12 protein-coding genes and 2 pseudogenes are annotated in these 22,284 nt (G+C 59.6%); 6 read left to right on the top strand and 8 right to left on the bottom strand.

Translation table 11 applies throughout. The annotated features are described in order from the left end of the window. Nucleotides 1-157: 157 nt before the first annotated feature. Nucleotides 158-13,153, bottom strand: a complete 12,996-nt coding sequence (locus PMI35_RS25075) for a non-ribosomal peptide synthetase (RefSeq protein ID WP_008056447.1) — start codon at nt 13,151-13,153, stop codon at nt 158-160. 374 nt (nt 13,154-13,527) lie between these two features. Here PMI35_RS25075 and PMI35_RS25080 point away from each other — a divergent pair, with 374 nt between their 5' ends. After that, nucleotides 13,528-14,076: an RNA polymerase factor sigma-70 gene (locus PMI35_RS25080; RefSeq protein ID WP_008056446.1), complete on the top strand. Its 549-nt coding sequence runs from the start codon at nt 13,528-13,530 to the stop codon at nt 14,074-14,076. A 46-nt stretch (nt 14,077-14,122) separates the two neighbouring features. Here the strand turns inward: PMI35_RS25080 and PMI35_RS25085 are convergent, their stop codons facing one another. The 6 genes and pseudogenes from PMI35_RS25085 to PMI35_RS35205 form a co-directional block, all read right to left on the bottom strand. Further along, nucleotides 14,123-14,341: a hypothetical protein gene (locus PMI35_RS25085; protein WP_008056445.1), complete on the bottom strand. Its 219-nt coding sequence runs from the start codon at nt 14,339-14,341 to the stop codon at nt 14,123-14,125. A gap of 393 nt (nt 14,342-14,734) precedes the next feature. Next, nucleotides 14,735-14,995 (bottom strand): DUF6429 family protein, encoded by a 261-nt coding sequence (locus tag PMI35_RS25090; protein WP_008056443.1) that lies wholly within the window; start codon nt 14,993-14,995, stop codon nt 14,735-14,737. A gap of 32 nt (nt 14,996-15,027) precedes the next feature. Further along, nucleotides 15,028-15,255, bottom strand: a pseudogene (locus PMI35_RS0132375) (type II toxin-antitoxin system HicB family antitoxin); the annotation flags it as partial. A gap of 166 nt (nt 15,256-15,421) precedes the next feature. After that, nucleotides 15,422-15,706, bottom strand: coding sequence for a type II toxin-antitoxin system RelE family toxin (locus PMI35_RS25095; protein ID WP_008056441.1), 285 nt, complete (start codon nt 15,704-15,706; stop codon nt 15,422-15,424). Continuing rightward, on the bottom strand, nt 15,696-15,941 hold the full coding sequence (locus PMI35_RS25100) for a type II toxin-antitoxin system Phd/YefM family antitoxin (protein WP_008056440.1): 246 nt from the start codon (nt 15,939-15,941) through the stop codon (nt 15,696-15,698). Before PMI35_RS25100 ends, PMI35_RS25095 begins: the two co-directional genes overlap by 11 nt. Before the next feature lie 123 nt (nt 15,942-16,064). Beyond that, nucleotides 16,065-16,282: pseudogene (locus PMI35_RS35205) on the bottom strand (hypothetical protein). 504 nt (nt 16,283-16,786) lie between these two features. Here PMI35_RS35205 and PMI35_RS25105 point away from each other — a divergent pair. The 4 genes from PMI35_RS25105 to PMI35_RS25115 all read left to right on the top strand — a co-directional run bounded on the left by PMI35_RS25105 (nt 16,787) and on the right by PMI35_RS25115 (nt 19,776). Then, the gene (locus PMI35_RS25105) at nt 16,787-17,146 is read left to right on the top strand and encodes a DUF6124 family protein (protein ID WP_008056439.1); all 360 of its coding nucleotides are present in this window, start codon (nt 16,787-16,789) and stop codon (nt 17,144-17,146) included. Between the two features lie 232 nt (nt 17,147-17,378). Next, nucleotides 17,379-17,687 (top strand): type II toxin-antitoxin system TacA family antitoxin, encoded by a 309-nt coding sequence (locus PMI35_RS0132370; RefSeq protein WP_008056438.1) that lies wholly within the window; start codon nt 17,379-17,381, stop codon nt 17,685-17,687. Further along, nucleotides 17,645-18,163 carry a hypothetical protein gene (locus PMI35_RS25110; RefSeq protein WP_008056437.1) on the top strand — a complete coding sequence of 173 codons (519 nt, stop codon included), beginning with the start codon at nt 17,645-17,647 and terminating at the stop codon, nt 18,161-18,163. The genes PMI35_RS0132370 and PMI35_RS25110 overlap by 43 nt, the downstream gene beginning before the upstream one ends. 746 nt (nt 18,164-18,909) lie before the next feature. Further along, nucleotides 18,910-19,776 carry a hypothetical protein gene (locus tag PMI35_RS25115; protein ID WP_008056432.1) on the top strand — a complete coding sequence of 289 codons (867 nt, stop codon included), beginning with the start codon at nt 18,910-18,912 and terminating at the stop codon, nt 19,774-19,776. A 267-nt stretch (nt 19,777-20,043) separates the two neighbouring features. Here PMI35_RS25115 and PMI35_RS0132365 read toward each other — a convergent pair whose 3' ends face one another. After that, nucleotides 20,044-21,168 (bottom strand): site-specific integrase, encoded by a 1,125-nt coding sequence (locus tag PMI35_RS0132365; RefSeq protein WP_032831440.1) that lies wholly within the window; start codon nt 21,166-21,168, stop codon nt 20,044-20,046. A gap of 103 nt (nt 21,169-21,271) precedes the next feature. Between PMI35_RS0132365 and dusA the strand changes: the two genes are divergently transcribed. Further along, on the top strand, nt 21,272-22,282 hold the full coding sequence (gene dusA / locus PMI35_RS25120; RefSeq protein ID WP_081504790.1) for a tRNA dihydrouridine(20/20a) synthase DusA: 1,011 nt from the start codon (nt 21,272-21,274) through the stop codon (nt 22,280-22,282). Nucleotides 22,283-22,284 lie beyond the last annotated feature (2 nt).

Genomic DNA, 22,284 nt, shown 5'->3' with positions numbered 1-22,284 from the left:
TTTGCCGTCAATCACACGATTGTATGCGTCTGTACCGGCCCCTTCGCTGGCAAGCCAGCTCCCACAGGGTTTTGTGGTGTTCACATGTTATGTGTTCACCAACGAACCTGTGGGAGCTGGCTTGCCAGCGATTGGGGCCGGCACAGACACTAGAGAATCAAAGCCCCTCCAGCTCCGCCATCAAGTCATTCAACCGGTCCACCTTCTCCTCGGTGATGTCGCTGGCCGCCAACCCATCGATGTACCCGGCCAGTTCCTCCACCGTGCTGCATTCGAACATCGCCCGCAGCGGCACATCGCGCTGCAGGGTTTTCTGCACCCGCGAGGCGATCTGCGTGGCCAGCAGCGAATGCCCGCCCAGTTCGAAGAAGTTGTCGCGGATGCCGACTTTCTCGACCCTCAGCACCTCGGCCCAGATGTCCGCCAACGTTCGCTCCAGGTCGTTGCGCGGTGCCTGGTAGTCCTGGCTTTGCAACTGGCCGATCTCCAACGCCGGCAGGGCCTTGCGATCTAGTTTGCCGTTGGCGTTGAGTGGCAGCCTGTCGAGCCACAGCCAGTGCAGCGGCACCATGTATTCCGGCAGTTCGGCGCGCAGGCGTTGCTTGATGCGCTCCAGGCAATCAACCGGATTCAGCGTTGCATCCGCCGCCACCAGGTAGCCCACCAGGTGCTTGCCATTGACCCCTTCCTGCACCCCGACCGCCGCATCGCGGATTTGCGGCTGTTCGTGCAGGCGCGCTTCGATCTCACCCAGTTCGATGCGGTAGCCGCGAATCTTCACCTGATGGTCGATACGCCCGACGTATTCCAGCACGCCGTCACTGCGACGGCGGGCCAGGTCGCCGGTGCGATACAGGCGATCGCCCGGTGCGCCGAACGGGTTCGGCACAAAAACCTGGGCCGTGCGCAGCGGATCGCTGACGTAGCCGCGCCCGACCCCGGTGCCCGCCACGCACAACTCGCCCACCGCACCCAGCGGCACCAATTCCAGCGCGCCGTCGAGCAGGTACAGGCGGTTGTTGTCGGTCGGCGTACCGATCGGCAAGTAGCTGCCGCGGGTGGAGGCCATGTCGACGCGGAAGAACGCCACGTCATCCGAGCATTCCGCCGGGCCATAGGCATTCACCAGCCCGATCTGCGGGTAGCGCAGCAGCCATTGATGCGCCAGCTCCGGCGGCATCGCCTCCCCTGTCGGCAGCATCCAGCGCAGGCCATCGAGGCTCATGCGTTCCTGGGCGAGCATGCCCTGGATCAGCGACGGCACGCTTTCCAGCACGGTGATGCCCTGGCTTTGAACGTGGGCGAGCAAACCCTGCGGGTCATGGGCGACGGTGTTCGGCACGATGTCCACCCGCGCGCCGAACAACGGCGCAGCGAGGAACTGCCAGACCGAAATATCGAAGCTTTGCGAAGCGGTCTGGGCAATCACGTCTGCCTCGCCCAGGCTCAGGTAAGGCACCTTGCTCAACTGGTTATTGAGCATGCCGCGCTGCTCGACCATCACGCCCTTGGGCAAACCGGTGGAGCCGGAGGTGTAGATCACGTAGGCCAGGTTGTCCGGCCCGCTGTGGATGCCCGGGTTGGCCACCGAGACAGCGCTCGCCTGCACATCTTCCCACACCAGCAACCGCGGCCGACTGGCGCAACCGAACTCATCCAGCAACGCCAGTGCTTGTGCGTGACAGGCGCGGGTGCACAGCAGCAACGGCGTGCGGCTCAAGTCGATGATGCGACTCAGGCGCTGGCTCGGCAGCCCCGGGTCCAGCGGCAGATAACCGGCACCGGCCTTGAAGCTGCCGATGATCATGCCGAGCAAATCGAGGCTGCGTTCGGCCAGCAGCGCCACCGGTTGATCCAGCCCGACGCCAGCGGCAATCAGCGCATGGCCGAGGCGGTTACTGCGCTGGTTCAATTCGAAGTAGCTGTATTGCTGATCCAGGCAACTGGCGGCAATCTGCTGCGGATGCTCCGCCACTTGCGCTTCAAACAAGGCAACGTAGCTCTGCTCCAGGGGGTATTTGTGTTCGCTCTGGTTGCAGCCGTGGATCAGGAAGTCCTGCTCCTCGTCCCCCAGCAGCGGCAGGTCTGCCATGTCGCCATGGAAGCCTTCGACCAACGCCAGCAGCAGGCGCTTGAACTCGCCGAGCATGCGTTCGACGGTGGACTCATCGAAATATCGCTGGTCGTAGGACAGGTGCAAGCCCAGGTCATCACCTGGATAACACACCGCCGTCAGCGGGAAGTTGGTGTGGGTGCGGCCCGAATCCGAGGTCGCCTTCAGGCTTTGCGCACGGTCCAGTACCGAGACTTCCACCGGGGCGTTTTCGAACACGAACAGGCTGTCGAACAGCGGCTGGCCCTTGGGCAGTTCGCTGTTTTCCTGGATGCTCACCAGCGGCAGGTACTCGTACTCACGCAGTTGCATGTTGCTGTCGAGCAAACCGCTCAGCCATTGGCGCACGCTGCAACGCTGATCGTCGTCAGGCATTTTCACCCGCAACGCAATGCTGTTGATGAACAGGCCGACGGTGCGTTGCATCTCCGGCATCTCGACCGGGCGCCCGGCCACCGTGACCCCGAACAGCACGTCGCGATCGCCGCTCAACCGGCGCAATACCAGGGCCCACGCTGCCTGGGCGAAGGTGTTGATGGTCAGCTGATGCGCCTGGGCCAGTTCACGTAGCCGTGCACCGTCACGGGCATCGAGGCGGGTATAGCGGTCGCCGACGATCATGCCGCCGCTGTCGCCGGCATGTTCGCGCAGGAACGGCCGGTCGCTCGGGATCGGCGTGGTCCGCTCAAACCCCTGCAGGTTGGTTTTCCACCACTGCCGCGCTTCGGCCAGGCTCTGGTGTTGCAGCCAGGCGATGTAGTCGCGATAACGCGGCGGCAAGGCTAACTGCGCTTCCCGGCCTTCGCCGAGGGCGGTGTAGATTTCGAAGAAGTCGTTCATCAGCAACGAACGGCACCAGGCATCGATCAGGATGTGGTGGTTGCTCATCATGAACCAGTAACGCTCCGCGCCCACCCGGATCAAGCGCAGGTGGAACGGTGCCTGGTTGAGCAGATCGAACCCGGCCTCGCGCTCGGACTTGAGCAAGGCCTGCAGCTTCGGCTCCTGCTCGACGGCGGCGATCTCGGTCCAGTCCAGGTACTCGATCGGCGTGCCGCCCGGCTTGTGGATGACCTGCAGCATGTCTTCGCCGACGTTCCAGCAGAACGAGGCGCGCAAGGCTTCGTGGCGAGCGATCACCGCTTGCCAGGCCTGGGCGAACCGCTGCGCATCGAGCTCGCTGTTGATGCGGTAGCGATCCTGCATGTAGTACAGGCCTGTGCCGGGTTCCAGCAGGGTGTGCAGCAGCATGCCTTCCTGCATCGGCGTCAGCGGGTAGACGTCTTCGATCTGCCCCGCGGCAATCGGCAGCGCATCCAGTTGCGTCTGGTTCAGTTTCGCCAGCGGGAAGTCCGACGGCGTCAGGCCGCCCGCGTCATCGCGCAGGCAGTGTTCGATCAGGCTGCGCAATTCGCCGAGGTAAGCATCGGCCAGCTCGCTGATGGTCTGAGGCTCATACCGTTCGGCGCTGAAGGTCCAGCGCAGCACCAGTTCGCCGCCGTAGACCTGACTGTCGACGCTCAATTCATTCGGCAGCGGCGCCTGCGCATCGTGGGCCGCGCCAATGGCCTCATCCAGCGGATGGAACAGCGCATCGGCCGCAAAGCTCTGGTCGAACTGCCCCAGGTAGTTGAAGGTGATCGGCGCCGCCGGCAGTTCGGCCATGCGCTGGCGGCTCGGCTCATCCGCCAGATAACGCAGCACGCCATACCCCAGCCCTTTGTGCGGCACGGCGCGCAGTTGCTCCTTGATCGCCTTGATCGATGCGCCCTGCCCGGCCGCCTCCTCGATGTTCGAGGGTGTCAGGCGCAGCGGGTAGGCGCTGGTGAACCAGCCGACGGTGCGGGTCAGGTCGATCTCGTCGAACAGCGCCTCGCGGCCATGGCCTTCGAGTTGAACCAGCGCCGATTCGTGACCGCTCCAACGGCACAGCACACGGGCCAACGCGGTCAGCAACAGGTCATTGACCTGGGTGCGATAAGCACTCGGCGCCTGTTGCAGCAATTGCCGGGTGCGCTCGCTGTCGAGGCGCACGCTGACGGTTTGCGCATGCCGCTGCTGACGACCACCTTCCGGCCGATCGCAAGGCAATTCGGCGCTCGGCCCGGCCAATTGCGCTTGCCACCAGCCCAGTTCTTCACGCAGGGACTCGCTGCCAGCATAGGCCTGCAAGCGCGCGGCCCAATCCTTGAAGGCGCTGGTCTTGGCCGGCAGTTTCATCGGTTGTTGCGCATCGAGTTGGCGATAGACGTTCTGCAGATCGTCCAGCAGCACGCGCCATGAAACGCCGTCGATCACCAGGTGGTGAATCGCGATGAACAAGCGCTGCTGACCCTGGGGACCATCGACCAGCAACACCCGCAGCAACGGCCCCTCTTCGAGATCGAGGCTGCGCTGGGCGTCGGCGAACAAAGCAGCGCATTTGTCCATGGACGCGACGCGGACTTGCCACAGCACCGGCATATCGGAAAGCGCCTGGTGCTGCGCCTGCCATTGACCGCCCACCTGGCTGAAGCGCAAGCGCAACGCATCATGCTGCTCAATCACCGCCAGCAGCGCTTGCTCCAGGCGATGGGGTTCCAGGGTCACGCTCGGTTGCAGCAGCAACGCCTGGTTCCAGTGTTGGCGCTGGGGAATGGCAGTGTCGAAGAACCAGTGCTGGATCGGCGTCAGGTGCGACTCGCCGCTGAGCAAACCTTGCTCGGCGGTGACCTGTTCGGTGCGGGTCGCCACGGCGGCGAGGGTCTGCACGGTCTGGTGCTGGAACAGGTCGCGGGGGCTGAAGTGAATGCCCTGCTGGCGCGCGCGGCTGACCACCTGAATCGACAGGATCGAGTCGCCACCGAGTTCGAAGAAGTTATCGTTGAGCCCCACCTGCTCGACGTTCAGCACTTCGCACCAGATCTGCGCCAACGTCAGCTCCAGCTCATTGCTGGGCGCCACATACTGCTGGCGGTTCAACTCCGGGTCTGGCGCCGGCAGTGCGCGGCGGTCGAGTTTGCCGTTGGCGGTCAGCGGCATGCTCGCCAGCAGGATCAGGTGAGTCGGCACCATATAATCCGGCAGCTGGGATTTGAGGTGCGACTTGAGTGATTCACGCAGTGCGGTTTGTTGCGACTCGTCCTGTTCGGCGACGTCGGCTACCAGATAGCCAACCAGTTGTTTGCCGCTCGGTGCATCGAGCGCCAACACAACCGCTTCACGCACCGATTCATGTTCCAGCAAACGGGTTTCAATCTCGCCCAGCTCGATGCGGAAACCACGAATCTTCACTTGATGGTCAATACGCCCGAGGTATTCCACCAGGCCATCGGCACGCTGGCGCACCAGGTCGCCAGTGCGATAGATACGCCCGCCGTTGCCGGCAAACGGATCGGCAACAAAGCGCTCCGCCGTCATGCCCGCACGTTGGTGATAACCCTGGGCCAGGCCGGCACCACCGACGTACAACTCGCCGGTCGCGCCCTGCGGCACCAACGCCAGGTCGGCATCGAGAATGTAAGCCACGCGGTCGCCGATCACGCTGCCGATCGGCACGCTGCCGGCGCCCTCCTCCAACACCTCGGGGGCCAGGCTGGCCAGTGGCATGACCACCGTTTCCGTCGGGCCGTAGGCATTGAAGAACAGCTTCGGCTTGAACGCCGCACGAATCCGCGCCAGGTGTTCACCGGTCAGCGCCTCGCCGCCGGTGATGATCATGCGCACCGGCAGGGTTGCATTTTGCGTCGCCAGCCACTGCGCCAACTGGCTGCCGTAGCTCGGGGTGAAACCGAGGATGTTGATGTGGTGGCGACGGATCAGCCCGCAGATCTCTTGCGCGTCCCATTGGCCCTGGGCGCGCAGCACAACTTGGGCACCGCTCAACAGCGGCACTAATAGACGCTCGGTGGCGGCGTCGAAGTTGATCGAATAGAAGTGCAACTCGCAGTCATCCGGGCGCATGCCGAAACGCTCGATCACCGCGCGGCAATGCATGGCGATTTCGCCGTGGGACACCACCACGCCTTTCGGCTTACCGGTGGAGCCCGAGGTGTAGATCAGGTACGCCTGATGTTGTGGCAGGCTGATCGGCGGCAGTGCGCTGACCGGGTAGTTGGCCAGCAACCCGCTGTCTTCCTCCAGACACCAGCGGCCGACGCCCGCGGGAAAATCGCCGAGGGCCTGGAACATCGCAGCGTCACTGAGCAGCAAACCGACGCCGCTGTCTTCGATCATGTAGTGCAAGCGATCCAGCGGGTATTCCGGGTCCAGCGGCACGTAGGCGCCACCGGCCTTGAGGATCGCCAGCAGGCCGACGACCATCTCCAGCGAACGCTCCAGCGCCAGACCCACCCGCACCTGCGGGCCGACACCGCGCTCGCGCAGCATCCAGGCCAGGCGATTGGCGCGGCTGTCGAGCTCGGCGTAGCTCAGGGTTTGTCCGGCGAAGGTCAGGGCCGGCGCATCGGGGCGCGCCAGGGCCTGTTCGCTGAACAGCTGATGGATGCACTGGTCGAGTCGATGCTCGCCCGGCTCAACGCCAAGGCTGTCGAGCAGCTGTTGCTGTTCGCCGGTTTCGAGCAACGGCAACTCACTGAGGCGCTGCTGCGGATCAGCAATCAGCGCCTCCAGCAGGTTGCGCCAATGGGCGGCCATGCGCGCAATGCGTGGCTCGTCGAACAGATCGGTGCTGTAGGTCAGGCAGCAACCGAGGCGATGGTCGAGGTCGGTGACTTCCAGGTTGAGGTCGAACTTGGTCGCGCGGGCATCGTTGGCCAGGTATTGCACGGTCATGCCGGCCAGGGTGCGGGTCTGCTGGAACTCCCAGCGCTGCACGTTGCACATCACCTGGAACAGCGGGTTGTAGGCGGCGCTGCGCGGTGGCTGCAAGGCTTCGACCAGATGATCGAACGGCAGGTCCTGATGGGACTGGCCCTCGATCACGGTGTGGCGAACCTGCTCGAACAACTCGCCGACGGACATCTGCCCATCGAGCTGGCAACGCAGCACCTGGGTGTTGAGGAACGCGCCGATCAGCCCTTCGCTTTCCGGACGAATCCGGTTGGCCACCGGCGCGCCGATGCGCAGGTCGGTCTGGCCGCTATAGCGATACAGCAACGTGGCCAGGGCGGCGGTCATGGTCATGAACAGGGTCAAGCCGTTTTGCGCATTGAAGGCACGCACCCGTGCCGCCAGGTCATCGCTCAGGTCGAAACGGTACAACTCGCCCTGGTGGCTTTGTACCGGAGGACGCGGACGGTCGGCCGGCAATTCCAGCAGTGGATGCTCACGACCCAGCTGCGCGGTCCAGTAATCGAGCTGGCGCTGGCGCTCACCGGACTCCAGCCATTGGCGCTGCCAGACGCTGTAATCCAGGTACTGCACCGGCAACGGTGCCAGCGGTGATTCACGATCCTCGACCAAGGCTTCGTACAGCGCAGTGAGTTCCCGGGCAAAGATGTCCATCGCCCAGCCTTCGGTGACGATGTGGTGCAGGGTCAGCACCAGGTAGTGTTCCTGCTCGGCGGTCTTGACCAGGCAGGCGCGCAGCAGCGGTCCGGTTTCCAGATCGAAAGGCTTGTGCGCTTCATCGTCGGCCAGTTGCTGGACTTGCCACTCACGGCCATCGGCATCCAGCGCGGTGAAGTCCTTGCAGTCGATGCGCACACCCGTCTCGGCATGCACCTGCTGGCGCGCGACGCCATCGACGCTCGGGAAGGTGGTGCGCAGGGTTTCGTGACGCAGGATCAAGGCCTGCAACGCGGCCTCGAAACGCTCGACATCCAGCACCCCGCGCAAGCGCGCCATGCCACCGACGTTGTAGGCCGGGCTGTCCGGCTCCATCTGCCAGAGGAACCACATGCGCTGCTGGGAATAGGACAGCGGCACCGCTTGGCTGCGGTCGACCTTGGCGATCGGCGGCTGTTCGTTGGTACGGCCGCTGGCCTGGATCAGGCGCACCTGTTCGGCATACGCGCCCAGCTCACTGTTTTCGAATAGCGCGCGCAACGGCAACTCGACGTCGCAGGCCTGGCGTGTGCGGGAAATGATTTGCGTGGCCAGCAGCGAATGGCCGCCGAGGGCGAAGAAGTCATCGCGCAGGCCGACTTGCTCGAGACCCAGCACGGCACGCCAGATACCGGCGATCTGCTGTTGCAGTTCGGTCACCGGTTCGACGTGTTCGCGCACCTGCCATTGCGGTTCCGGCAGGGCACGACGGTCGAGTTTGCCGCTCGGACTGAGGGGCATTTCGTTCAGGCGCATCAGCTGTGCCGGGACCATGTACTCCGGCAGTTCGGCCGCCAGTGCGGTTTTCAGGCGGGTGTTTTGGGCTTCTGCGGACTCAGTGGAGTCGGCGGTGTAGTAGCCGATCAACTGGCCACCGGCCGACGTTTCGCGCACCAGCACCACGGCTTGGGCGACACCGACTTGCGCCAACAGCCGCGCTTCGATTTCTTCCGGCTCGACGCGAAAGCCGCGCAGTTTGACCTGCTGATCGAGACGTCCGAGGTATTCGATCACGCCATCGGTGGTCCAGCGCGCACGGTCACCGGTGCGGTACAGGCGCGCGCCCTGCTCGCCCAAAGGATCGACCACAAAACGCTCGGCGGTCAGGCCCGGGCGACCCAGATAACCACGGGCCAGGCCGATGCCGCTGATGCACAGTTCACCTGGCACGCCGGCCGGTACGGGATTCAGATCACTGTCGAGTACGCGGCAGATCACGTTACCCAGCGGCCGGCCAATCGGCGAGCGCTCGCCATCGGCACGGGAGCAGTGCCAATGGGTCACGTTGATCGCGGTTTCGGTCGGGCCGTAGCGGTTGTGCAACTGCACGGCCGGCAGTTGTTGCAGCACGCGGTTGCGCAGCTCGGCCGGCAGCGCTTCGCCGCCGGAGAACAGCCGGCGCAGGCTGGTGCATTCGGCACTCAGCGGTTCGTCGATGAACAACGCCAGCAGCGGCGGCACGAAGTGCAGCGTGGTCACGCCGTACGCTTGGACCAGCTGCGCGATGCGCTGCGGATCGCGGTGTTCACCCGGCCCGGCAAGCAGCAGCCGGGCCCCGGTGATCAGCGGCCAGAAGCACTCCCACACCGACACGTCGAAACTGATCGGCGCTTTCTGCATCAGCACATCGGTTTCATTCAGGCGGTAAGTGTCCTGCATCCATTGCAGGCGTTCGGCGAGGGCCGCGTGGGTGTTGCCGACGCCTTTCGGTTGGCCGGTGGAGCCGGAGGTGTAGATCACATAGGCCAGGTTGTCGCCGTGCAGGTGCAGGCCCGGCGTGTGGCTTGGCCAGCTTTCCAGATGCAGGGCGTCCATCGCGATCACGCTGACGCCGTCGGTCGCTGGCAAGCGATCGAGCAATTGAGTTTGCGTCAGCAGCAACTCCACGCCGCTGTCGCTGAGCATGTAGGCCAGGCGTTCGGCCGGGTAATCCGGATCGAGTGGCACGTAGGCGCCACCGGCCTTGATGATCGCCAACAGGCCGATCAGCAGTTGCGGCGAACGCTCGGCGGCAATCGCCACGCACACATCCGGGCCGACGCCTTTGTCGCGCAGGTAGTGGGCCAGGCGATTGGCCTGGGTGTGCAGTTCGGCGAAATCCAGGCTGCCGCCGTCCCACACCAGCGCGGTGCGTTCCGGGGTCAGGCGAGCCTGTTCGTTGAGCAGCTCCGGCAGCCAGCGGCGGGCAGGCGGGAACGGGGCAACGGCCCACTGCGCCTGCTGATCGAACTCAGGCCCGGTCAGCGTTGGCAGGTCGCCGATGGCGGTTTGCGGTTGCTTACTGATGGCGCGCAACAGGTTGCGGTAATGCTCGGCCAGACGCTCGATGGTTGCGGCATCGAACAGCTCGCTGGCGTAGTCGAAGGACAGGCTCAAGCGCCCGTTGCGATCTTCTTCGCTGTGCAACTGCAGGTCGAACTTGGCCTCGCGACTGTGCCACGGCAGCTCTTCGGCGAGCAGCCCGGGCAAGCGCTTCAAGGCACTGAGATCCCGTTGCTGGTGGTTGAACATGACCTGGAACAGGCCCTGTTCACGCGCCTGCGGGAACGCCTCGAGCAGTTGCTCGAACGGCAGGTCCTGATGCGCCTGTGCGCCCAGCGCGGCCTGCCGGGTTTGCGCCAGCAACTCTACGAATGGCAGCCGCGAATCCACCTCGGCACGCAGCACCTGGGTGTTGATGAAGAAGCCGATCAGGCCTTGGGTTTCCAGGCGCGGACGGTTGGCATTGGGCACGCCGATGCGGATGTCGCGCGCACCGCTGTAGCGATGCAACAGGCTCTGGAACGCGGTGAGCAACAGCATGTACGGCGTGGCTTGGTGGGCCTGGGCGGTCTGGCGAATGGCATCGCTCAAGTCCGCCCCCAGGCGCACGGTATGGCGGGCGGCGCTGTGCAGCTGTTGCGCCGAGCGCGGATGGTCGCTGGCCAGGTTCAGGGTTGGATGCTCCTCGCCCAACTGCGCCTTCCAGTAAGCCAGTTGGCGCTCGCCCTCCCCTTGCGCCAGCCATTGGCGCTGCCAACTGCCATAGTCGGCGTACTGGGTTGGCAATGGCGCGAGCGTGGCCTGTTGTCCTTGGGCTGCCGCCGCGTACAGCCGGGAAAATTCGTCGATCAACACATTCATCGACCAGCCATCGGCGATGATGTGGTGCAGCGTTACCAGCAGTTGGTGATCTTCGTCGTCGAGGCGCACCAGCGTCACCCAGAGCAACGGACCTTTCTCCAGGTCGAACTGAGTGTGCGCTTCGTCCTCACGAATTTGTTGCGCCCGGGCTTCACGCTCGGCCATCGGCAAATCGCTGATGTCGATGCGCTGCAGATTGAATTCAGCGGCCGCATCCACCTGCTGCAACGCCACCCCGTCACGCTCGAAGAAGCGCGTGCGCAGGGATTCGTGACGCTCGATCAACTGCTGGAAACTGACGCGCAGGGCGTCTTCGTCCAGTTCGCCACGCAGGCGCAAGGCACCGGGAATGTTGTAGGCGCTGCTCTGCGGGTCGAGCTGCCAGGTGATCCACAGGCGATTTTGCGCCAGGGATTGCGGCATGGCTTCGCTGCGCGACAGCGTGGTGATCGCGCCTTGGGCGAGGCCACCGTCTTGTTGTTGCCGAGCCACTACTTCAGCGAAGGCGCCAAGGGTCGGCGCTTCGAACAGCAGGCGCAGGTTCAGCTCCAGGCCGAGTGTTTCACGTAGGCGCGCCACCACTTGCGTGGCCGCGATGGAGTTACCGCCCAGCAGGAAGAAATGATCGTCGGCAGCGACCTGCTTGACCTGCAATTGCTCACACCAGATCTGCCCGATCAGGCTTTGCAGCTCCGAGGCGGACTCGCCATTGCCTGCGCTCTCTGTGACCGCCGAAGGGAACAGAGCATAACTGTCGAGGCTGCCATCGACCAGGCGATTACGGCACGCCGAGCGTTGCAGCTTGCCGCTGGAAGTCTTGGGCAAGGCGCCCGGATTGAGCAGCAGCACCACGCTCGGCGTTTCCTGATACGCCTCGGCCACGGACTGGCGGATAGCCTTGATCAAGGCTTCGGGCGGGAGGATTTTTTGCACGCTGCGGCTGATTTCCGCGGCGATGCCGATGCCTTCCTGGCCGTCAACACTCACCGCAAAGGCAGCGACGCGCCCCTTGCGCACCACCTCCACTTCACGCTCGACAGTCTGCTCGATGTCCTGTGGATAAAGGTTGTGGCCGCGCACGATCAGCATGTCTTTCAGGCGCCCGGTGATGAACAGTTCACCGTCGCGGATGAAGCCCAGGTCGCCGGTACGCAGCCATTTTTTATCTGCGTGCTGGACGAAGGTCTTGGCCGAGGCCTCGGGGTTGCGCCAGTAACCGTGGGCGATGCTCGGCCCAGCGGCCCAGACTTCACCGACCGCGTTGTCAGCCAGTTCGCTGAGCGACGCCGGGTCCATGATCAACACCGCGTGATCCGGCTGGCTGATGCCGCAGCTCATGATCGCGCTGCCCTCGCCGGCCTCGGCACGGTTTTGCGCGAGTGCCTGATCGTCGACTCGCAAATTGCCGATGCCTTGGCCACGCGGAGTGCCGGCAACGAACAGCGTGGCTTCCGCCAGACCGTAGGAGGCCATGAAACTGTCTTCGCTGAAACCGCAGGTGGCGAACTTCTCGGCGAAGCGTTCCAGGGTGTCGAGGCGAATCGGTTCCGACCCGGAATACGCCACGCGCCAGCCGCTCAGGTCGAGGCGCTCCAGGGCCGACTCACTGACCCGTTCGCTGCACAGGCGATAGGCAAAATCCGGCCCGCCGCTAATAGTCCCGCCGTATTCACTGATCGCTTCGAGCCAGCGCAACGGTCGGCCGAGGAAGTACGCCGGCGACATCAACACGCACGGCACGCCACTGAAAATCGGCTGCAACAGGCCGCCGATCAGGCCCATGTCGTGGTACAGCGGCAGCCAGCTGACGATCACGTCGTCGGGGTTCAGGTCGATGCCGAAACCGTGGCGGATCAGCAATTCGTTGGCCACCAGGTTGCCGTGGCTGACCTGCACGCCCTTGGGCAAAGCGGTGGAACCAGAGGTGTATTGCAGGAAGGCGATGTCATCGTCTGCCAGGGCTGGCGCGACCCAGCGATCGGCGTGGGCGCTGTCGAGGGTATCGACACACAACAGCGGCGGCGCCCCTTCGATTTGCAGCAACGAATCGCGCAGGCCGGCACTGGTCAGCAACAGGCGCGGCTCCGCATCGCCGATGATCGACAGCAACCGCTCCTGATGATACCGGCGCGCCGACTCCGGCGGATAGGCCGGCACCGCGATCACCCCGGCATACAGGCAGCCGAAAAACGCCGCGACGTAATCAGGGCCACTGGGAAACAGCAACACCGCACGCTCGCCAAAACCGGCCTCGGCCTGCAGCGCGCCGGCAATCGTCCGCGCCCGCTGATCCAGCTCGCGATAACTGAGCACCACAGCCTGGTCCTGGGTTTCGGCGAGAAAACGCAAGGCCACCCGATCCGGCGTGACGGCCGCGCGGCGCTGGAGGGCTTGGACCAGAGTGCTGGGGAGTTCGAACGCGTCGGTCATGAGGTTTCCTGCCTGAATTCGGCTTGCAATTGGAATCGATGTCGTAACGTCACGCCCCATCGGGGGGCATGCAGGACGCGGTCTTCGCCGACCGCGCAAGGCATTGGCAATGCGGTGGTGTCCGGGGCTGCAGCCCGGAGCCATTCACCAATGAGAACGGATGACCCTGGCAAATAATTAGTCGACAGCCTTGCGCACCAAGCAGGCCGTGGCGCGACAGCGTGTCGCAGTTCTCACTCTGCACCTTTCAGGCGCATTACTTCTCTTTCTCAATTGACAATCATTATCATTCAACATAATTTGTCGCTCGATGTGTAGGGCGGCCCCGGCCTTCTTGTCGTCCCACTAACCTATTGGCAGCAAGGTGATCTCCAATGACGGAACAAGCGTCCACAAGCAGGTGCGATTCGCCGCTACTTCAGGCATTCGTCGACAATCGACTGATACTGGTCAAGATTGCAGCCCGCATCACCGGCTGCCGCTCGCGCGCTGAAGATGTGGTGCAAGACGCGTTCTTCCGCCTGCAATCGGCGCCGAACATCACCTCCTCGTTCAAGGCGCAGCTCAGCTACCTGTTCCAGATCGTGCGCAACCTGGCCATCGACCACTACCGCAAGCAGGCCCTGGAACAGAAATATTCCGGCCCTGAAGAAGAAGGCCTCAACGTGGTCATCCAGGGCGCCTCCCCGGAAACCTCGCACATCAACTTCTCCACCCTGGAACACATCGCCGACGCCCTGACCGAACTGCCAAGCCGGACGCGTTATGCCTTCGAGATGTACCGCTTGCATGGCGTGCCGCAGAAGGACATTGCCAAGGAGTTGGGGGTGTCACCGACGTTGGTGAACTTCATGATTCGGGATGCGTTGGTGCATTGTCGGAAGGTGTCGGGGAGTCGGGCGGATACGTTTGCCCAGCGTTGAGACTTGATCGTTGGATCATAAAAGCCGTTCTGAGATTCGTGACGAATCAGTCGTCATGCAGTAAACCTGAGCTGTATTCGCTGAAGCTGCTGCCAAGCGCACTGCCGTGGAAATTCAGCTTGCTGGCGGTGTTGCTTTGGCTCGGGGTGAAGCCAGCAGACGGTTGGCAGTCTTCAAAATAGCAGCAGTGGGTGCTCGTCCCCGAACAGGCGCTCAACAGCAAAGCACTGGCGATTAGCGCGACTTTGATTTGGGTTGAGATCATTTTTCAGATTCCTGTGAGGAGGTACGGTGATTTGAGCCGACGTCTTCATCCTAGACCGCTGACCCGTCTCCTATAATGAAACCTGGATGAGTGACAGGGTTCGTTCAGGATCGGTGGTTTTGCGCACAACTCTCCCAGCGTCCGTCGAACCGCTACCCCTCCCCCAAACTTATGTATTAAAGACAGCTGTTTTCCGGGAGCTTACATTCGCTCACCGGCAAGGACGCATTCCAAACAGACACTCACGCCGAAGGCACTGAGTAAATTCATTACGTAGTCATCCTCCTCATAGTCATCATCTTCGCCATCCTTGCCTTGGCGTTGTATGGCTGGTATCGCCACCTGCGAGACGATGAAGATGACCTTGTTTAGCCTGCATGACGTAGCCTGAAGTCACGTCTCAGGGTTGGCTGCAGGCTCCCCTTGAGCTCTCACCCCAAACAACCGATCGGCTATCTGCAGACCTCGCTCCAACCCTTCCTCCGTCAACCAGATCGATTTGTTCTTGTTCACCGGATTACTGATGAAACCCTGTTCATGCAATCGGCTCGTGGTCTCGAAGTCGAACCGTTTCCAAGCTCGGCCGTCATCGAAGCTGAAGATTGCCAACAGGGCAAGCACGGCTTCTTCAATCAGTTTGTCGTCGTATTCCATGATGGTTGCTCCGCTCGTATTCATTGAGCTCTGCACCAGGCGCAAGCTCAGGATGCCCGAGTAGGTTTCTGCGGTGCGCGTCCGAGTTTCGCGCAGGTCTCCAGGTAATCGGTGACGGCCTCTTCAAATACCGCTCGGAGCTCACTGACTGACGCGCCGTGAAAACCCACGACATCCTTGATACCCACGATGTGCCCAACAAACAGGCCGTCTTCGTCACTGTAGTCAATGCGGGCGGCGTAGCCGTTGCAGTTCATCATATTCACGGGGTAACTCCTGCCTGTTCAAGGAAAGCCAGGGCGTCACGCAAGATTCAGATTTTGTGCAGGTCGGCGACCAGAATATCGAGGTGAGCCTCGATGGAGCTGTAGGCAAAGTCCGGGAATCATGTAGGGAGGTTACTTTTGCTGAACCTACCGCAGCCGCTCAACGAGGCTTCTTCGCACGCTCATACACCGCACTACGCTCCCGCTTCCCTACTGCTACCACCGAAACCACGATGCGCGCTTCAATAACCTCATACACCAACCTGTACCCGGATGATTTCAACTTGATCTTGTAGCAGTCCGGCATCCCATGCAGCGCATCCGCTGGCACTCTGGGATTTTCCAATCGTTCGGCGAGCTTTTTTTTGAGTTGGTCGCGCAAGGTACGGCCCAATTTGTCCCACTCCTTGCGTGCCGAAGGCAGGAATTCGAGCTTATAAGTCATCCAGTTCTACCGGCACGGGCGTTTCGTGGCGGCGAGCGCGGACCAGCTCCGCCAGATCCAGATCGTCCAGCCGCTCCATCATGGCTTCGAAGACATCGGCTGGGACCATGTAGCCCATGACACGATTATGGTTGAGGACGGCGACTGGGCTGCCATGGGCGCCACTCAGTACTGCCGAAGGATTTTTCTTCAATTCAGATACGCTGACGGCAATATCGGCCAATACGCTTTGCATGATTAAGACTCCAATTTAGGTCCTTATATTGGTCTAAATTGGCGTTTTCAGCAAGCTGGGAACCAAAGGGGGCGGAGCAAAAGGTAGGAATTGATTTTGCTGGTTCAAGTGGTTCGTGGCGGATCAATCGTCATGCAACAGACCTGAACTGTATTCGTTGAAACTGCTGCCAAGCGCACTGCCATGGAAATTCAGTTTGGCGGTGTTACTGCTATGGCTAGGTCCAAGCCATCAGACGACTGGCAGTCTTCGGAATAACAGCTTCGGGTACTCGCCCCTGAACAGGCGCTCAACAGCAAAGCACCGGCGACTAGCGCGACTTTGATTACGTTTGAGATCATTTTTCAGATTCCTGCGGGGAGGCGCAGTGGTTTGGGCTGGAGCCTCCATCCTAGGCCGTTGGCCTGCCGGCCATAATGAAACCCTGCTGAGTGACAGCATTGGTTCAGGATCCGTTGCATCTCAAATAGAAAAGGACGCCTCTCGGGGACGTCCTACTTTTTTATGGTACTTGTTTAAATCACCTACAGCTTACTTCCTGAAAGCTACAAGACCTTGCGCCGTTGCCTACCGCTACGCCAGAATCCGCCGGCTTGTGCGCCTAGGGCCTGGGCTCTATCGTTTTCCGGTCGCTGAAAACAGCGATCGGGTTTGGTAGCCCGGATCAACTAGTCGTATAGCTCACCGCTCACAGACCCTTTTCGGGCTCTGCTTTATGGTGGCCATGCGTAGGGCTCCCTCGGGAGCGCCGGGTCCTAGTTACCGGTCTACCAACCCGCGTATGGCCGCCACCCCTCGTTTGGTAGCGAGGTGAAGGCTCCTTTTTTCGAACTAGGAGTTTCACTATGATCAAGGTCACACCAAACCCGCCGGACTCCGAGCCGGTAACCCCGTACGAGCGCGATTCAACAAAACTCAACGAAGCCGCCGAACGCGACCTCGACTTCCGCGGCCCTTCAATTGCCGACATCAAAGCCACCCCGCGTAGACCTTGCACACTGTTTATCGTCGACCCAGAGGTGAAAACCGAAACTTTGGCGGTTTTTCTGGTCGAGACGCTGGCTTCAGTCGATGTGATGATTCATCACTTGGTGGATCATCTGGACGGTGAGTCGCGCAATGCCCTATTGGGAATTTCAAACAGCATCATGTTGGCGGAGATCACGGCGAATCGGGTGCTTGATCAGATTGATCCGCCTGAATAAGTGGGGGCTCATGACGAGTCACGCGGCGGGATCTTTTTTCCCGCTGTCCCTCACTATTGCGCCCCCTACCGTTCAGCAGGACTTGTGTAGCCGAATGCGTTACGTGTAGACAACAGCTACACAGCAGCCCTATGATTTATCCATGGGGTGAGCCAATGCATCCCAGCCACGCGGTGGCTAAAGCGCACTGCCGCATATTTGAGGAAGCTTGAGCAACAACAGGACCAAAATCATGACCACTACTCTTTTGCCTGCGAAGACCGCTGCAACAGAAAAAACCAAAGCCGTCCCTATCAATATGCGGGTCGACTTTAGAAAGCGAGACTTGATCGACGTGGCCGTAGCCATTTCTGGAAGCGATCGGACCAGCTTCATCCTAGATGCTGCCTGTAAAAAAGCTGAGGAAGTCATCCTGGATCAGCGCCTGTTCAGCCTTGCAGACAGTGAGTTTGACGCGTTCGAACAAGCCTTACAGTCGAATCCCGTAAGGAACAACGAATGTCTTCGCCAACTACTCGAACGACCACCCCGGTGGAGCTAAGCGCCCCGGAAAAATTGTCTGTAAGCCACGATTTGAGCGCTTTTGATTGTGGTGATGAATCTATCAACGAGTACCTGACAAAAAGGGCTCTCAAAGCGCAGAACGCCAAGCACGCTTCCGTGTTTGTCACCTGTATCAAGGGCACCAGCACCGTCGTCGGCTACTACACATTGTCGAACGGCGTGGTGATGCGCGCAGATGTGATGCCCAAACGGGCGCAGCGCAATTCTCCAGATCAGCACCCAGTGACCATCTTGGGTCGCATGGGGGTATGTAAGACTGCCCAGGGCACGGGACTGTCCCTAGATCTACTCAAGGACGCCATTATTCGTGCAATTTCCGCGTCCAGCGACGTCGCGTCAACGGCTCTTTTGGTGCACCCACTCACTGATCGTCTGGTGGGGTATTACGAAAAGGCGGGATTCATTCGTTGCCCGCAACTGTCCCCAATTACCATGATGCTTCCGTTCACCTGATGAGCGCTGGGACAGCACTCTGGCCGCATTCAACTGCGGCCTATGAAACTGTCGCCATGTTGGCCGAGACTGAAAAAGGACTGAAAAAGTGAAAAAGAGTGAAAAAGGGGACGAGTGAAAAAGGGGACAGATTTATTTTTTGTTTTTTACGCGCCTGCGTCTAAAATAATAAATCGGTCCCCTTTTCCCTTTTTTCTCTTTTTAAAAAATAAATCCGCCCCCTTTTCCCTAAGGGAGTTAATATTAAAGATTTTGCCGATTACCTGGAGACACAACGGGCAGCTGCTGTAAAAGAATGCAATCAGCTTAACGGAACCCATAAATCCTATTAAATCCGAAATAACTCGGCACGCGCTTATAGCCAATTACAATTATTGAACCAATCAAGCGGGCCACTCAACAGCAGGCACGTAATTGACGTGCCTGCTGTTGACCTAAGCTAGATAGATATTAAAAAAGAGAGATGCAACCCCTTGAATAGTAAAACAAACTAACTGCCTGTATCGTGTGTTTGACAAAGCAAGAACGGCTGAGTAGAAAACTCCCTTCACCCAGCAAAGCATAGGAAGAGTAGAGCGTCCAACAGCCCTACTCTCCATCGGTTAGCGGCGACTCCCCCGCTCCTTGACTTATCGCGATTTGCCTGCCAAACCTAATGCTATTGGGTAAATTTACCCAAAGTGAACATCCCGAAAAGGTAGAGGCGATACTACGCACAACAACGCTATCTGAAGAGGAGTATGGTCGTGGCCTGGGGCATCATCGCCAATATAAGCACTTGGATATCGCTTATTGCATTCCTTGCAGCCACCGCCGCATGGGTATTTAAGGTGCACTCGGCACGCGATGAACGCCTAATTCGAACCGCCACTACCGAGCAACAAGCAACACTCGTAAGAAAAGTTTTAGCCACCACTGACATCAACACCGACAAACTAACTAAAGACCAACAGTACAAGCTCGCTTTGGAGCAAACTCAGAATCGTGTAAAAACATTCAAAATCACTGCGATCGTTGTTTGCTTTTTGGCGACAATCGCCTTAAGCGTCACGACATTTGCAATATACATGAATACAACAATTGACCCACCCCCAGATAACGAAGCTCGATTTGATGTAAAGTTCGAAAGCATTAAGTACTTTAAAGTCGGAAAACAAATTCGAGCGCAATTAACTTTACACGCATTCCCACTGACAAATAAAAACACCGAAGCCGCAACAATTTTCACAGGGAAAATTGACGTACACAATGAAGACCTGTATGACAAAACAATTGATACCAGCAACTTAACTTGCAAGGAAATCAAAAGCTGCCTTTATGCAAAAGTATTTGAAGAATATACAAACGACCCGATTATTGTAAAAGGCGGAAATCCAAACCCCGTCAATATAACTTCGATCTTCGATATCCCCCCAAGTGTAAAGCTGATAAGAATATGGTTTGCTTTTTATCAAAAAGAAGCAAACAACAATAATTTATGCACAATAGACACAGTCAAACCACCACTAAAAGAGGAAATACCATATTTAAAAGTAATTACAACCAAGGGAGAAGATACGACAGACAAATGCTGGCAAGCAACAGATGTGATAATTCAACCAGTAGCCTTATAAAAACTTATGAGGAGAGCGCACATTGAAACTCACAACATGTTTTAGAATAGCAATAATTCTATTCTTCATAGGAGCTCATACAGCACAAGCAAACATTCAGAACATTGAGTGCTCGAACTATAAACCTTGTCTCGGAATTGTCTATGCTGACGATGATGATGGTGGTGGCGGGGGGGGAGAAACACCGGGATCAGGAAACGGCGGGCCTCCAAAAAAATGACATACTGGGAGCTAGCAGAGTGGCAAACGCTAGCTCTCCCTAGATGACTACTTCATTGTCCAGGCACCCAGCCTCACAGGTGCCTGGACAATCGTTTCCAGCCACGGCCACTTCGCGTAATGGTTACCTCTCCCCCGCAAATGAGTATACCGTCGCAGCGAATTCCAATCTCGATGACCTGAAACATTCGCCACCCTCGGAATATCCCAATCAATCTCAAACAATCTGCTTACCCCATCGTGGCGCAGATCATGAAAGTGCAGGTCCTCAATCTCCAGAAATTTGCAAGCCTTCGCCCAGCTTGTTGAAATAGACGACGAATTGTAGGGAAAAATCTCAGCACACGACTTTGGCATGGTCTTCAGAATTCGCCACGCTTCATCGGGGATGTAGCACCAAACATCGTTGCCGATCTTCTGACCAGGGTTCTTCATATCCCGCACCAAGACGCGCTGGCCAGCTTCATCGACATCAGCCCAGAGAATGCGACAGATCTCATCCTGCCTTCGCGTCGAAAACAACGCGAAACCAGTCACCTTAAGCATATTGATTGAGCTGGGACGTCGATGCAGTATGCCACTGAAATGTTCGAGCAACTTATCAAGCTCACCCAATGTGGGGCGCCGGTCCCGCTCTCGGCTCTTCATGTTGTAGCCCAGCTTCCTCAACACTTTTCGAGCATCCGCCATCGCATGCGGATCGACCTCATATCCCCATGCAGGTCGAGCAATCGACAAAACAGCCCCAAGATGGGCCAGGTCATTGCCAGCAGTCTGCGGTTGAACGCCACCGCCCTCCTTGCTCATACGCCAGAGCGCAAAGTCCACCAACCGTTGGCTGTTTATGTCGGAGTCAATGGTCTGACCAAAATCCGACGCTGCAATGGCATTGAGGGTGGCTTCCTTGGTCTTGCCCAGCGGTCGGGCTTTCTCCATTTCGACCAGGTATCGCTTGATCATGTCCTGGACGGTAATCCCCTTGCGATTCGCTCGCTCAATCGCACCAGGTTGATCGAGATCTGCCTCACGTCGACGCACCCAGGCCTGAGCCGCCTGTTTTCGGGCGAAGGTCTGGCTCTCTTGGTAGACTTGCACTCCGTCGCGCTTGATGCGGATCTGAGCCGTGTAGCTCACTGTCCCATCCGCCAGTTTTCTTGCCCTGATAGTCGCCATATCGAAAGTGGTACGCGTCAGTTTTGAAGTGGTACATCGTACCACCGAGAGTCAAAAAACGCCCGAAAACGCCCCAAAACACGCTGAAAATATGTAGAGCAAAATGGTACCAAACACCCACTCCAGCCCAACAAACACACGCCCTGCGCTGTCTCGGCGGTTCAGCGTTGCACCCATGATGGATTGGACCGACCGTCACTGTCGTTTCTTCCTGCGCCTGCTGTCGAAGAACGCCCTGCTCTACACCGAGATGGTCACCACCGGTGCCCTGCTCAACGGCGATCACGAGCGGTTTCTGCGACACAACGAGGCCGAGCATCCGTTGGCGTTGCAGTTGGGCGGCAGTGTGCCGTTGGACTTGGCGGCGTGTGCGCGGATGGCGCAGGAGCATGGGTACGATGAGGTGAATCTGAATGTGGGCTGCCCCAGTGACCGGGTGCAGAACAATATGATCGGGGCGTGCCTGATGGGGCATCCGCAGTTGGTGGCCGATTGTGTGAAGGCGATGCGCGATGCGGTGTCGATTCCGGTGACGGTGAAGCATCGGATCGGGATCAACGGGCGTGACAGTTATGAAGAGCTGTGCGATTTCGTCGGTACGGTGCGTGATGCCGGTTGCACCAGTTTTACCGTGCATGCGCGGATTGCGATTCTGGAGGGGTTGTCGCCGAAGGAGAATCGCGATATTCCGCCCCTGCGTTATGACGTGGCCGCGCGGTTGAAGGCGGATTATCCGGAGTTGGAGATTATTCTCAACGGCGGGATCAAGAGCCTGGAAGCCTGTCATGAGCATTTACAGACGTTCGACGGGGTGATGCTCGGGCGTGAGGCTTATCACAACCCTTACGTGATGGCCGAGGTGGATCAGCAGTTGTTTGGCAGCACTGCGCCGGTGATCACGCGCGCCGAGGCGTTGGCGCAGTTGCGGCCTTATATCGCTGCGCATCTGGAAGCCGGTGGGGCGATGCACCATATCACCCGGCATGTGCTGGGGCTGGGCACCGGGTTTCCGGGGGCACGCAAGTTTCGTCAGTTGCTGTCGGTGGATATCCACAAGGCGAAGGAGCCTTTGGCCTTGCTGGATCAGGCGGCCGGGTTGCTCGAGGGGCGTTGAGC

It is taken from the genome of Pseudomonas sp. GM78 (assembly GCF_000282475.1).
GTDB lineage: Bacteria > Pseudomonadota > Gammaproteobacteria > Pseudomonadales > Pseudomonadaceae > Aquipseudomonas.
Note: the sequence above shows the minus strand (reverse complement) of the source record. Positions and strands in the feature narration are given on the sequence as shown.

Bases quoted from the DNA above. Each gene is read 5' to 3' on its own strand.
- PMI35_RS25095 (WP_008056441.1), bottom strand. From the start codon at position 15,706: ATGACTTATAAGCTCGAATTCCTGCCTTCGGCACGCAAGGAGTGGGAC.
- PMI35_RS0132370 (WP_008056438.1), top strand. From the start codon at position 17,379: ATGACCACTACTCTTTTGCCTGCGAAGACCGCTGCAACAGAAAAAACC.
- PMI35_RS25105 (WP_008056439.1), top strand. From the start codon at position 16,787: ATGATCAAGGTCACACCAAACCCGCCGGACTCCGAGCCGGTAACCCCG.
- PMI35_RS0132365 (WP_032831440.1), bottom strand. From the start codon at position 21,168: ATGGCGACTATCAGGGCAAGAAAACTGGCGGATGGGACAGTGAGCTAC.
- PMI35_RS25080 (WP_008056446.1), top strand. From the start codon at position 13,528: ATGACGGAACAAGCGTCCACAAGCAGGTGCGATTCGCCGCTACTTCAG.
- dusA (WP_081504790.1), top strand. From the start codon at position 21,272: ATGGTACCAAACACCCACTCCAGCCCAACAAACACACGCCCTGCGCTG.
- PMI35_RS25085 (WP_008056445.1), bottom strand. From the start codon at position 14,341: ATGATCTCAACCCAAATCAAAGTCGCGCTAATCGCCAGTGCTTTGCTG.
- PMI35_RS25100 (WP_008056440.1), bottom strand. From the start codon at position 15,941: ATGCAAAGCGTATTGGCCGATATTGCCGTCAGCGTATCTGAATTGAAG.
- PMI35_RS25090 (WP_008056443.1), bottom strand. From the start codon at position 14,995: ATGGAATACGACGACAAACTGATTGAAGAAGCCGTGCTTGCCCTGTTG.
- PMI35_RS25110 (WP_008056437.1), top strand. From the start codon at position 17,645: ATGTCTTCGCCAACTACTCGAACGACCACCCCGGTGGAGCTAAGCGCC.
- PMI35_RS25075 (WP_008056447.1), bottom strand. From the start codon at position 13,153: ATGACCGACGCGTTCGAACTCCCCAGCACTCTGGTCCAAGCCCTCCAG.